We start from the raw sequence: 12,078 nt of genomic DNA on the forward strand, positions 1-12,078 counted from the left end.
CTTTAAGACTTATTAAGTCGTGGAAGACACAAAGAATTCCGCTGCTGAGCCTATAGCGCTCGGTGCTTTATGTGGTGCGTACGGCTTGAGAGGTTGGGTGAGAGTCCTTCCTTTCCAAGACGGTGATGCGTTGCTGGATTCTAAAAATTGGTTTCATTTAACCCTCGGCGGCGAGCCTCAGCCCATGGCGATGGAAAGTGCCAAGTTTCATGGGAAGGGAATTGTCGCTAAGCTAAAAGGAATCGATACTCCGGAAGCGGCAGCTGCCCTAAAAGGTGCTGTTGGTCTTCTGAGAGAGGATTTCCCAGATTTGGGAGAGAATGAGGTTTACTGGGTCGATATCATCGGCGCTAAGGTAGTGAATACTAAAGGCGAAGAAATCGGCACAGTTAGATCTATTACCGACAACGGTGCTCATGATGTTTTGGAAGTTAACGGCGTCAAAGGAAAAATGATTTTGATTCCGCTGGTTCCGGAGTATGTTGAGCTCGTTGATATGGAAAAGAAAGAAGTTACGGTTGACTGGTCTCTTGATTGGGATTAATTAATTTTTATGAGAGTTGACGCAGTCACACTTTTTGAGCCGATGTTCTCGGCTATTACTGAGAACGGAATTACATCCAGGGCTCTCAAAAACGGGCTTTGGTCTCTGAAGTGCTGGTCTCCTCGCGATTTTGTTCATGATGCGCATCGAACGGTTGATGACAGACCGTTTGGCGGCGGTCCAGGAATGATTATGAAGGCTGAGCCTCTGGCTTTGGCAGTCGAAGCAGTCCGTGCCGACGGCAATCATGGAAAAGTGATTTCTTTTTCTCCAACCGGAAAAAAACTGGATGACGATGATGTCAAGGCTTTCGCAGAAAGCAGCCAACCTTTGGTTTTTGTCTGCGGAAGATATGAAGGGATCGACCAAAGATTTTTAGATTCTTTTGTTGATGAAACTTATAGCATCGGAGACTATGTTTTATCCGGCGGTGAGTTGCCAGCGATGGTTATGCTTGATGCGATTGTCAGGAGACTTCCGGGAGCAATTAAAGATTTATCAGCTTCAGACGAATCGTTTTCTACCGGATTGTTGGATGCTCCTCACTACACTCGACCAGAGGTCTGGAGAGGTAAGGAGATTCCGGATGTTCTTATCTCGGGACACCATAAGAACATTTATGCCTGGACAAGACAGCAAGCGTTACAAATAACCGCCACAACACGTCCTGAAATGATTAAAATAGCGCGTTCTAAAAAGCTGCTGTCCAAATCGGATGAAAAGTTTTTGGAACAATTTTTTATATAGTCAGTTAGTTGCTGACGATTAAAACCCATCCTCTCTGCAGGCAAAGATGAAAAGAACTGCATGAAGATGGTCATTGGAGATATTCATGAATATTATTGAACAACTTGAAAAGGAAGAGATTGCCCGTCTTTCTGAAGGCAAGACTTATCCTCGCATTAACCCAGGCGACACAGTAGTTGTCAGCGTTAACGTTGTTGAAGGTAACCGTAAACGTGTACAGGCTTTCGAAGGCGTAGTTATCGCTATTCGTAACCGCGGTTTGAACAGTGCTTTTACTGTTCGTAAGATTTCCAGCGGCGAAGGTGTAGAACGTACATTCCAGCTTTATTCTCCGATCATTGCCGGTATCGAAGTTAAGCGTCATGGCGCTGTCCGCCGTGCCAAACTTTACTACTTGCGCAACTTGTCCGGTAAAGCAGCAAGAATTAAAGAAAAATTGGTTCGCAAGGCCTAATTTTCGAAAAATTAAAACTAAAGCTTTCCGCGAAGCCGCAGACGTCGAAATCTGCGGTTTTGCCTTTATTGAAGATAAAAAAACTGAACTCCTGCTCCTAGATTACAAAACAAGAGGAGCAGGAGTTTTGCCTTCCAGCTCTTCTAGCAGTTCCCTATATCGTTTCGGTCATTCTTGCCAATACCGACGCTTTTTTCCCTTCTACATCGTGGCGGAAAGTTCATCGATAATCCTAGACATATCCCACGGATTTTTCTTAGCTTGTTCTAACCGCCTTTGAAGAATCAGGCTTAGATAGGTGGGGAATACCCGGCCGTCTAAAGAAGTTTCTTGGCTTCTCATTTTTCTGCCTCCGCATTTATCTTTGTAATTGTTGAAGGCCTTTTCAACAACATCCTTCTGTTTGTAAATATGTAATGCTTGCGGCGAAAAGCTTATTTCATCGAAACCGAGCACAAAGAATCTGAAGGATTTTGTGAATTTATCCCAAGAGTTAACGTCGAACTGATATTTTTCAACTGCCGCGTCTTGTTTTTTGCGGAAGGTTTAAGTTTAAAGAACTCTTTAAAAACAGGAGAGTTAGGAACGTTCCCCTTTTTTAGTCGCGAGTGAAAGCTTTCCACTAGAGATGTCATATGAATTTTTTCGCTGATTTCTCTTTGCAGGTCGTAGCAGACGTGTATGTAGAAGGGCGAATATTCTTTGCCAAATGCGCGGCTCGAACTGTACCACTCTATTTTCTTGGTTGCGCAATAGCAGTCAATTTCAGGCGAGTGTTGTTGAGAAAGTGCCAGCATTAGCTGAGGGACGAATTCCTGCAGGGCTTGCTGAGCAAATTTTAAATTTGACTTCAGACCAGCTACAAAGCCAATGTTGTCGCGAAACATCATTTGAAAGTTATTTTCCGAGCAAAAGCCTCTATCCAAAACCAAGTAGATCTGTTCAGCATCAAACTTGGAGAGCTCTGCAAACAAGTTCTGTAATAAGGTGACGTCAGCAATGGAGCCGTCTAACACCTTGTAGTACAAGGGCTCTCCCGTAATTTCATCAATAAGCAGTGCTATCTTGAGCATTGTCATCTCAGGATCCTCTTTGTTATGACCGAAAGCAACTTTATTAAGCGTTTGTGAAAATAAAGAAATGGAAGTGCCAGTAATTAGAACTGTTTTCCTTTGTGCAGCAGGCCAGCCCTATGCTCAGGCTGCTCAAAAGTGATTGAGACGAGCAGTTCAAAAAAGTGGAGGAGAGTGGAAAATCGCAATGGGCGGCCGTTACGTCGTAATTGGCTAAATTCTGTTCAGGGTAGATAACAAAAAACATTGTCGAAGACAAAATTTTCGACTAATTGTGAGGGAAGTTTGCCTTTAAATCCTCCATTACCCCACTTTGAATTGCTAGTTTCTTAAGCACATAAGCGCTTCTGGCATTTAACGGATATGTTTTTGTAAGGACAACGAGGACTTCCTGGTTCGAAAGATTTTGCAAAGAACTGGCTGGGTCTTCGAATTTGATTTCAATCCGTTTGCACTCGTAATGTTCTGATAAAAACTTTCTTCCTAATTCAACTTTCCCGTCCCTATGACGGCCAATTGAGTATCTGTGATTGCAATAAGAACGTTTTTATCCTTGTCCCAGGCGTTTTTATATCTGTAGAGATAGTCGATTGAGCGTAACTTTTAAGACGTTACGTATCGACTCCAGAGCAATTTATCCCTCGATTACACAGATACTAAAATTCTAATCTATGAAATTAGGGGTGAAACTATTCAAAAGCCCGTAATAGCAAACAGTTAATTTTAAGTTTGTGTGCATTTATAAAGAAACTAATATTCTTTTCGAGAATTCAGGAAAAAAATGCCGCTGTTGCCAGCGGCGGATTTCATCACTTATCTATAGTTCTTACCAGAGAAATGCTATTTGTTTAACCACGCAATACAGCTCCGATTAAATCAGCAGTGTGCATCAGATCATAGGTTTGAGAGTCATCAAAAGCAGCAAAAACTTCACCAATTTTATCCGTAATGACGTACATATCTTCCGGAGTTTTTTCAATCCAGCCTAAGGCTAAAAGTTTTGCGAGTTTGCGTCGTACCGTTTCACGAGGAATGCCGGTTACATCAGAGATGGATAGTGCATTGCACGGAAGCAAAGGTTTTGGCTGATGTTCGTACTGCGGCTGATATCCCCTTCTTTCATCAAAGTGACGTTCGGTGTTTCTGGAAGCGATTTCACCAAGCACTAAGCAGAGAGTTAAGTCGCCGTCATAAGCTTGATACATAGCTCTAAGTCTGCTGGTCATAAACCTAAGCATGAGAACTGACAACAAGTCACGGTGCTGAGCGTAAACGGTAGGAGATACGCCGGCAGGAATATGCATTTGCGGGAGTTCGGTTGGAAAAGCTGCTCTGTCCCTAGGCGTGCGATGAGTTCTTAACATTTGAGACTCCTTCTTATAGATTAGGTGTTTTCACTACGTTGAATTCATCATAAAGGGAAATCCCGAATTAAGCAAGACTTAAAAATTTCATTAAATGCCATAAATAAGTTATATAAGTAGGTAAAGCTCTAATAATTAACATAAAAACAATTAGTTACGCACGCTAATGTTTTTTCGATAATTCCATAATGTGGGAAATTTAAGCTCAAAATGAGCTAATTACCTTTACATAAAGGAATGCTATTACCTCCTTTCCATAGAGAAATACTCAACAAAACAATAAGTTAAGTAAGTCAATAATGAATATACCTAGTTATTGTTATATTTATAAGAAAAAATAAAACAAATTTAATTATTTAGTAAACGAATTGTCAATTAGGGAGAGAATTTTTCAGATGATTAAAGGAATTTTTACCCTCTTTTCTACCAATTTAGGAAATGATCCTCTTGATTATCAATCTTTATTTTGATTTGAAATTTCTAGATTGATTTGTACGAAATTCATAATATGATTCATGATGAATAAAAAAACAGAGAAGCAACTTCGGTCTTAAATTCCTAATAATTCTTTGGTTTTAGCGTTTCTTCTGCCAGTTCTTTATATAAGGCATAGCGTTCCGGATCGATATCATGATTTTCTACGGCTGCTTTAACAGCACATTGGGGTTCTTCGAGGTGCCTGCAATTTGTAAATCTACAGTACTCAACTCTCTCTTTAATTTCCGGGAATCCTCTCATGATGTCATTCAATGTCAAATGAGCTAATCCAAATTCTTGGAATCCCGGAGAGTCGACGATGGCTCCGTCATTTCCAAATTGGAACCATCTGGTTGAGGTAGTCGTTTGCTTCCCTAGGTTTAATGCTTTGGAATATTCTTGAGTCTTTTGTTCTGCATCCTTTACCAATAAATTCAGAATTGTGGATTTTCCCATACCTGATTGGCCGATGAGAAGAGTGATACGATGCTCGAACAACGGAAAGAGCTTTTCTTCCGTCTCTTTTGGATAAGCAGTAGCAGAGACTTCAATAATTGAGCATCCCAATTCTTTCAGTTGGTCAATAAACGGGCGAACTTGGTTATCGTCCTCGGTGATATCGCTTTTATTACGAATAATCAGCATGGGAATATTTGCCGTTTCTGCCGCCAGAATAGCCTTCCAAATAAATCTAGGGTTATAGGTCGGCCTAGTGGCAAAAACCAACGCTACCTGGTCTATGTTGGCGGCTAAAGGCTTTGTTCTGAATTCATCGCTTCGATACAAAAGAGACTTTCGTTCTTCCACTGATTCAATAGCAACTTGCTCGTCTGAAGATTGTTTGCATTTAACCAAGTCTCCAACTACTACATCTTTCTTTTTACCGCGTCTGATAGCTTCAAAGATTTTTCCCGTTTTATCTTCAACGAAGCTATGTTTGCCGTGAGTGGCGATGACTCTAGCTACAAAATCTTTATTGTTGCTCATTTCTAAGTATCTTCTCTATAGCGTTAATTCTGGTTGATGCGTCCGGATGAGAACTATAAAAAGCAGAATACACGGGATCGGGCGTTAAAGTTGATGCATTGTCGCTAAATAGCTTAACTAGGGCAGTAATCAAGCTTCTGCCGTTGGCATTCTCAACCGCAAATTTGTCGGCTTCAAACTCATGCTTTCTTGAGGACAAACTAGCAAGAGGAGTGAAGGGGAAAGTGAAAACGGGTAAAACTAAAGAGAAAAGAATAAGGGCGACCCCGTGGCTCGTTCCGTCATTCAATACCACGCCAAGTCCTTTATAAAACCAATCAGCTTCCGAAGCAAAATCAAGCAAAGCAAAAACAACAAAAGCGAAAACAAAAGATACTGCCATCATTTTGTAGATGTGCTTTAGCTTGTAATGTCCTAATTCATGAGCAAGTACCGCCTCAATCTCATCGGGCGTAAGTTTTTTGATTAATGTGTCAAAAAAAACGATACGTTTATTCTTGCCGAATCCTGTCATATAGGCATTTCCTTTAGCATTTCTCTTTGATGCATCCATTACATAAAGCCCGTTAGATTCGAAATCAACTTTCTGAAGAAGAAAGTTGATCTTGTTATAGAGATCACCTTCCGGAAGGTTCTCAAACTTATTGAATAAAGGCGCGATGAAATTTGGATAAATCCAAAGAACGGCAAAATTGAATGCAACATAAAAAGTCCAGGCCCATAACCACCACAAACTTCCTGCCACTTGCCAGAGCCAGAAGATTACGGCTAAAAGAGGCAATCCAAGAGCTATGCTGAGGAGGGTTGAAATACCTAAATCTTTAAAGAACTGAGATTTTTTCATGGTATTAAAGCCGTATTTTTCTTCAATCTTGAATTGGCTAATCCACGAGAAAGGGAGATCCACTAAAGAAGAAATCAAAGCAAAAACGCCGACGATTGAAATTTGAGTCCAAATTCCGTTTCCTAACCATGCTGTAAAAAAGTCATAAATCTGTTGTATGAGACCGCCGAAAGTAGCAATGAGTAGAAAGAGTAAGGAAACCCATCTTTCTTTTTGAGAAAATCGAATGGTTTCAATTGAGTAATCGGCTGCTTTTTGATGTGCCTGGAGAGTTATTTTTTGTGCAAAAGCTTCAGGGACGGCTGATCGGTGTCTAAGAATGCTGGCTATTTCTCTCTTATCCAGCCATAATTTCAAGCAAGTGTTGATCACTAGAAAAACAATAAAAATAATAGAAAAATCAATTGCCACTGGAGTCTCTCTGGTAAATAAGGTCAGACAGAATAATACTTCATCACATTCTTCATGACGACGCTTCCAATTTGATTTGAGTAAAGAATTCCACGGCTTAAGTTAGTACCGGGACAACGTAGTCTTTCTCAAGAACGATTAGAATGTTTTCAAATTTGAAAACAAAGAATAGGACTTTAAAAATGTCAGGATTTATGCCCGAGATTCCGCGCTCAGCACTCTTTAATGAAGATAATCTCATTTGGATGGATTTGGAAATGACTGGGTTGGAACCGCAAGTCAACCGTATTTTAGAAATGGCAGCAGTTATTACGGATCCTCAATTGAATGTGATTGCAGAGGGGCCGGTTGTTGTAATTCATCAAACTCCCCAAGTGCTGAATGCAATGGACTCTTGGAATACAAGTCATCATACGAAATCAGGTTTAGTCCGGAAATCTCTCGAAAGCGAAATTGATGAGGCACAGGCGGCAGACATTTACTATCGCTTTTTCTCTCAGTATGTTTCTCCAAGGAAGAGCCCTCTGTGCGGCAATTCCATCGGGCAAGACAGAAGATTCATGGCTCGTTGGATGCCGAATCTTGAGCAGTTTTTCCATTATCGAAATATTGACGTTTCTTCAATTAAGGAGTGCGTTAGAAGGTGGGCTCCTGAAGTCATGAGGAAGTATGTAAAGACCTCAAAACACGAGGCCCTTTCAGATATCTATGATTCAATTGAGGAGATGAAGTTCTACAGAAAAGAGATTATGAAAATCTGATTGTTGTTTCTTCCTTCTTCTCATTGACAATAATTTTAGAGTTCTTTCCACTTGAAGTTTTCCTACATTGAATTGTTGAGTGGACGTTATTACATTGTAATGAAGTTGTATCTATGAGTATTTTGAAAGAATCTCTAATTCTGTCAAAGGTATATTGCGCCCTATTTATCTCGGGAAAAAGTTAGCTGACTAGAAAATTGAGAAAGAACGAGAGGGCCAGTATTGAGTCGCGGAAAAAGGCACTTCTACAAATTGAATCCTCGTAGAAGCGCCTTGATAAATAGCAGAATTATTTAGTCTTTGGCTGGGTATTCAGCAATGTGATCAAGGATGAAGTATCCCAACGTCCGCCTCCGCGGTTCTGAATCTCAGCATAGAATTGATCAACCAAAGCGGTAATAGGAAGAACTGCACCGGTTTTATTGGCTTGTGCAAGACAAAGACCTAAGTCTTTGCGCATCCAATCAACAGCAAAACCAAAATCAAATTGATTCAAGTCCATCGTGATTCCGCGGTTAGCCATCTGCCAGCTTCCTGCCGCACCTTTCTCCAGAACTCCCAGAACTAAGGGCATATCTAACCCGGCTGTCTTACCGAAAGCAATCGCTTCTGATAACCCTTGAACGATGCCTGCAATGCAAATCTGATTGCACATCTTAGCCAGCTGCCCCGAGCCGGAAGGTCCGATTCGTTTGATGGAGCATGCAAAAGCATTGGCAACAGGGATGCATTGGTTGATGACGTCCTCATCACCGCCACACATCACGGTTAAAACACCGTTTTCTGCACCAGCTTGCCCTCCGGAAACCGGGGCGTCAACAAAGTTTAGATCAAGTTCTTTGGCTTTGGCATAGAGTTCCTGTGCGACAGTGGCTGAGTCAGTAGTGTCATCCCATAGAACGGCACCTTTTTTCATGCCTGCAAAAGCCCCGTTTTCTCCTAACACTACGCTTCTTAAGTCATCATCATTACCGACGCAAACGAAGACAATGTCGCAGTCCTGAGCAGCTTCTTTTGGGGTTAAGGCCATTTTTCCGCCGAATTCTTCAACCCATCTTACTGCCTTAGAAGTAGTGCGGTTGTACACCGTCACCTCGTTTCCGGCTTTTGCAAGATGGCCTGCCATCGGGTAGCCCATCACGCCTAAGCCTATAAAAGCGACTTTGATCTCTGTTTTATTTTGATCAGCCATTATTTGCGACCTCTTTCTTTGGTAACTAAAGTGGCAATAGTAACAACCTTTCTAGCTACTGCAGAAGTCGGATCAACAATTGCAACTTTTTTACCATCGATATCAAAGTTATCGTCTTCATCCAGAATAAGCGGGAGTTCGGTGCACCCTAAAATTAAAACAGTTGCGGCTTTGTCCTTAACCAAGTGCTTAGCAGCTTCTAAAAGCTGATCGCGGCATATTCCGGTTGTGTATCCAGCCTTAACTCCTTTTTCACCGTAAATAGCTTCCATGACGTATTTTTGATATTCAGGATCCGGGCGTACACATTTGAGACCCATTTCATCGGCTTTCTTGCTGTAAATGCCTGTTTCACAGGTCCCGTCTGTAGCCATCAAACCGATAACGGCTTTTTCACCGAATTTTTTCTTGATTTCTTCTAGGGTTGTTCTCTGCATATTGATGATTGGAACATCAAGGTGAGGAACAATGGTTTCAATGTATGCATGAGCAGTGTTGCACGGGAATACGATGGCATCAACTTGATCGACTTCTAACTTCTTGCAGCAGGAATAAAGGGAAAGAGTTGGGTCAATTCCTCCGTGAAGCAGATATTTGGTGCGGTCAGGAATCTGTGGATTCTGCTCAATAACGACTTTAAAGTGATCTTGGTCGATTTTTGCCGGAGTGGCACGGGTAATCTTGTCATAAAGATCAACGGTTGCGGCCGGCCCCATACCGCCGACAATGCCAAGTTTAAAAGGTTTGGGAAGCTGTTCCCAGCTCTTGGTGCAAAGATAGTGGGCGTAGACTCCGACAATATCAATCAAACGGAAACCGGCAGCATTTAATGCATCTGCATATTCAACTTGACCTGTGCAAGAAGGCAGGATAAGTTCTGCTCCTTTTTCTTGCAAGCTATGGCAGCCGTTTCTTAAGATGGACAATGCCGCTTCTTTTTGTTCTGCGTTAAGATTCTTATCAAAGAACTTAAGCTCATATTCTTTCAGCATTTTTTGAGCATCTTCTTCGGCAACTACCCATTCAACTTTGGCAATACCTTCGAAAGAGTTTTTAACGGCTTCGAATTTTGGTTCAGAAGCTAAGCCAAGGTATCCGAGTTTGAGTCCTTCTTTATCTTTAAGAGATTCAGCTACAGCTTTGCCTATGTTGGCAATCGGAGTCGTAAATTCAACTTGAAGTTCGCTTAAGAAGGTAAGGGCTTGAAAGTTGGGGAGGGCAACAACTTTTACGCCCCGGTCAGTAAAATATTGAACTTCATTATAGACCCTGCACTTTCTGTCACCTTCTTTTACTAGCTTCGAAGCATCGGCAGGAGGGCATTCCCATTTCAAACGAACAGATTCAACCTGAGGTTTTTCCTTTCCTTCAGTAGGTTCATTATGAATAGCAGCTGTAAGTTTTTCAACGAAGAAAGAAGGGCAGATTGCGCCGGAAATAGCGATAATGTTATGCAGGTCAGACATGATTGTAAATACTCTCAAAAGTCGTAAATAAGTTTTAAGAGTATAAAACGACAAAGCCCACTTGGCAGTGGACTTTTGCTCTTGACTATTTAAAGTTTTAGTTTATTTTTTGCCTGTTTTGGTTTTTCAATTTCTCCATCGAGGATTTCATCATCCATCGGGTTACTGTCGTTAATAGAATTTTGAGACAGCTTGTCTAGAATTTTCTCAGTTTCCTCAGTTGGTTGGTTTTGAGCGTTAACGGAAGCCGAAATAGAAAGCCAAGTCTTGCTCATCGCAATTCCGACGGCGATCACAACGGGTCCAAGAATAATACCCATAAAGCCGAATGCTATGATGCCTCCGAATACTCCCAAGTAGATTAAGGACAGTGGTAGGGAAGCTCCTTTTGAAATCAGCAGCGGTTTTAAGAAGTTATCAACGCTGGAAACAGCAAGAGAACCCCACAAAACAAGGAACACAGCCATTCCTACTTGACCTTGGTAATAAAGCCATATTGCTGCCGGACCCCAAACCAAGGGTGGTCCAATTGGAACGGCAGAAAGTACGAACACTGCAACACCAAGAGTGACTGCACCGGGAACTCCGGCTATCAAAAAGCCGATAAAAGCAACGATGCCTTGACCGGCAGCGCTTCCGACAATTCCAAATACAACGCTTCTTGTTGTATTAACAATGATATTTCTTACTTCTACAGCTAAGTTGCCGCTCATACGGGTTAATAGGGCAAGACTCTTGTCTGCAAGGTAATCTCCGTCTCTGTAAAAGAAGAAAATGATAAAAATCATCAGGAACAGTTGGAAAAGGCCGTCGCCTAACATCACTGCGCCTTTAAGGAGAATTTTGCTGACAGGATCAAAGAGTTTTTGAGCTGTAGCTGCCAAATCTTCCCGATTGCCGATAAAACTGTCGAGCTGCCCGTAAAGCCAGTTTCCAACCCAAGGAATATCTTTGATTTCATTTGGCAGAGAAAAGCCTGAGGAAATCCATTCTCTTACCATAGAAATCAAATTAGGTATCTGTTGGGCAGAAACAACAGACAGGCCTGTAATCGGGATAACGATTAAAACCGTCAATAGAAAGACAAGTATGAAGCTGGACAACAGGTTCCTGTTCCCGCACCATTTTCTTATGATCTTAAAAAGAGGCCAGGAAACAATGGCGATCACAGCCGCAACTGAGATTGCCGTAGCAAAAGGCCAAACGACTAAAAAGCAGCCGATGGCAATAAAGAAGCCGAATAGGACTCTGACGATCACATCGACTCTATCCTTGAAAGAGAGGAAGCCAACCAGCTTTGGAAGGTTTGAGTTTTCTATTTTATTGTCAGCCATAGTGGACTCATCTAATTTTTAAGGCCCCGGGCATTTAGTGTTCCTGAATTTTAGGGAGCTCTTTCATTGAACAGCAAGGAGTTCTTCCTTGTTTATGTAAAAACGCTGTTCCCCAAATATACATGGATTCCAAAATCGGACGCAGAGATTCACCTAATTCGGTCAAAGAATACTCTACTTTTGGAGGGACGACAGCGTAAACCTTACGGCTTAGAAGTCCGTCCTCCTCCAATTCTCTCAGTTGCTTAGTAAGCATTCTGGGAGTAGCTGCGGTGACTTCTCTCTGAAGATCAGAAAAACGAAGGGTCTTTCCAACCAAGTTCCACAGAATAAGCGCCTTATATTTCCCTCCGATGAGATCCAAGGTTCTTTCTACCGGACAGCAATTCTGAAGCTTATTTTGATTTGAGCAACCTTTTGCCAT

General features: G+C 41.7%; 13 protein-coding genes. 4 read left to right on the top strand and 9 right to left on the bottom strand.

Features of this window, described 5'->3' with window-relative positions; genetic code table 11:
- Window positions 1–19: 19 nt before the first annotated feature.
- The 3 genes from rimM (at window position 20) to rplS (ending at window position 1,745) form a co-directional block, all read left to right on the top strand.
- Entirely contained in the window at window positions 20–544 is a 525-nt protein-coding gene (gene rimM / locus ADH67_RS05090) for a ribosome maturation factor RimM (RefSeq protein WP_066591962.1), read from the top strand.
- Window positions 545–553: 9 nt separating this feature from the next.
- Complete coding sequence (gene trmD, locus ADH67_RS05095; protein ID WP_066591965.1) at window positions 554–1,291, top strand: tRNA (guanosine(37)-N1)-methyltransferase TrmD; 738 nt, start codon at window positions 554–556, stop codon at window positions 1,289–1,291.
- Window positions 1,292–1,376: 85 nt separating this feature from the next.
- Window positions 1,377–1,745 carry a 50S ribosomal protein L19 gene (gene rplS, locus ADH67_RS05100; protein ID WP_066591966.1) on the top strand — a complete coding sequence of 123 codons (369 nt, stop codon included), beginning with the start codon at window positions 1,377–1,379 and terminating at the stop codon, window positions 1,743–1,745.
- A 201-nt stretch (window positions 1,746–1,946) separates the two neighbouring features.
- Here rplS and ADH67_RS13250 read toward each other — a convergent pair whose 3' ends face one another.
- The 5 genes from ADH67_RS13250 to ADH67_RS05125 all read right to left on the bottom strand — a co-directional run bounded on the left by ADH67_RS13250 (window position 1,947) and on the right by ADH67_RS05125 (window position 6,901).
- Entirely contained in the window at window positions 1,947–2,087 is a 141-nt protein-coding gene (locus ADH67_RS13250; protein ID WP_157108096.1) for a hypothetical protein, read from the bottom strand.
- Between the two features lie 92 nt (window positions 2,088–2,179).
- Window positions 2,180–2,902 carry a transposase gene (locus ADH67_RS05110; protein ID WP_330873126.1) on the bottom strand — a complete coding sequence of 241 codons (723 nt, stop codon included), beginning with the start codon at window positions 2,900–2,902 and terminating at the stop codon, window positions 2,180–2,182.
- Between the two features lie 764 nt (window positions 2,903–3,666).
- Window positions 3,667–4,182, bottom strand: a complete 516-nt coding sequence (locus tag ADH67_RS05115; RefSeq protein WP_236578477.1) for an IclR family transcriptional regulator — start codon at window positions 4,180–4,182, stop codon at window positions 3,667–3,669.
- Between the two features lie 558 nt (window positions 4,183–4,740).
- Window positions 4,741–5,646 carry a ribosome small subunit-dependent GTPase A gene (gene rsgA / locus ADH67_RS05120; RefSeq protein ID WP_066591980.1) on the bottom strand — a complete coding sequence of 302 codons (906 nt, stop codon included), beginning with the start codon at window positions 5,644–5,646 and terminating at the stop codon, window positions 4,741–4,743.
- Window positions 5,633–6,901, bottom strand: a complete 1,269-nt coding sequence (locus ADH67_RS05125; RefSeq protein WP_369910914.1) for a M48 family metallopeptidase — start codon at window positions 6,899–6,901, stop codon at window positions 5,633–5,635. Before ADH67_RS05125 ends, rsgA begins: the two co-directional genes overlap by 14 nt.
- A 182-nt stretch (window positions 6,902–7,083) precedes the next feature.
- Between ADH67_RS05125 and orn the strand changes: the two genes are divergently transcribed.
- Window positions 7,084–7,662: an oligoribonuclease gene (gene orn / locus ADH67_RS05130; protein ID WP_089275707.1), complete on the top strand. Its 579-nt coding sequence runs from the start codon at window positions 7,084–7,086 to the stop codon at window positions 7,660–7,662.
- 289 nt (window positions 7,663–7,951) lie between these two features.
- Here orn and ADH67_RS05135 read toward each other — a convergent pair whose 3' ends face one another.
- The 4 genes from ADH67_RS05135 to ADH67_RS05150 all read right to left on the bottom strand — a co-directional run bounded on the left by ADH67_RS05135 (window position 7,952) and on the right by ADH67_RS05150 (window position 12,078).
- Complete coding sequence (locus ADH67_RS05135; protein WP_066591981.1) at window positions 7,952–8,854, bottom strand: NAD(P)-dependent oxidoreductase; 903 nt, start codon at window positions 8,852–8,854, stop codon at window positions 7,952–7,954.
- The gene (gene cuyB, locus ADH67_RS05140) at window positions 8,854–10,320 is read right to left on the bottom strand and encodes a cysteate racemase (protein ID WP_066591983.1); all 1,467 of its coding nucleotides are present in this window, start codon (window positions 10,318–10,320) and stop codon (window positions 8,854–8,856) included. The genes ADH67_RS05135 and cuyB overlap by 1 nt, the downstream gene beginning before the upstream one ends.
- Window positions 10,321–10,409: 89 nt before the next feature.
- A complete protein-coding gene (locus ADH67_RS05145) occupies window positions 10,410–11,654 on the bottom strand; it encodes an AI-2E family transporter (RefSeq protein WP_066591989.1) in 1,245 nt (414 codons plus the stop codon).
- A gap of 34 nt (window positions 11,655–11,688) precedes the next feature.
- Window positions 11,689–12,078: a winged helix-turn-helix transcriptional regulator gene (locus ADH67_RS05150; RefSeq protein ID WP_066591991.1), complete on the bottom strand. Its 390-nt coding sequence runs from the start codon at window positions 12,076–12,078 to the stop codon at window positions 11,689–11,691.

The organism is Turicimonas muris, from assembly GCF_002221595.1.
In the GTDB taxonomy this organism is placed as follows: domain Bacteria; phylum Pseudomonadota; class Gammaproteobacteria; order Burkholderiales; family Burkholderiaceae_F; genus Turicimonas; species Turicimonas muris.

Excerpts from the sequence above, each read along its gene's own strand:
- trmD (WP_066591965.1), top strand. The coding sequence starts at position 554 with ATGAGAGTTGACGCAGTCACACTTTTTGAGCCGATGTTCTCGGCTATT.
- rplS (WP_066591966.1), top strand. The coding sequence starts at position 1,377 with ATGAATATTATTGAACAACTTGAAAAGGAAGAGATTGCCCGTCTTTCT.
- ADH67_RS13250 (WP_157108096.1), bottom strand. The coding sequence starts at position 2,087 with ATGAGAAGCCAAGAAACTTCTTTAGACGGCCGGGTATTCCCCACCTAT.
- ADH67_RS05115 (WP_236578477.1), bottom strand. The coding sequence starts at position 4,182 with ATGTTAAGAACTCATCGCACGCCTAGGGACAGAGCAGCTTTTCCAACC.
- rsgA (WP_066591980.1), bottom strand. The coding sequence starts at position 5,646 with ATGAGCAACAATAAAGATTTTGTAGCTAGAGTCATCGCCACTCACGGC.
- orn (WP_089275707.1), top strand. The coding sequence starts at position 7,084 with ATGTCAGGATTTATGCCCGAGATTCCGCGCTCAGCACTCTTTAATGAA.
- ADH67_RS05135 (WP_066591981.1), bottom strand. The coding sequence starts at position 8,854 with ATGGCTGATCAAAATAAAACAGAGATCAAAGTCGCTTTTATAGGCTTA.
- cuyB (WP_066591983.1), bottom strand. The coding sequence starts at position 10,320 with ATGTCTGACCTGCATAACATTATCGCTATTTCCGGCGCAATCTGCCCT.
- ADH67_RS05145 (WP_066591989.1), bottom strand. The coding sequence starts at position 11,654 with ATGGCTGACAATAAAATAGAAAACTCAAACCTTCCAAAGCTGGTTGGC.
- ADH67_RS05150 (WP_066591991.1), bottom strand. The coding sequence starts at position 12,078 with ATGGCAAAAGGTTGCTCAAATCAAAATAAGCTTCAGAATTGCTGTCCG.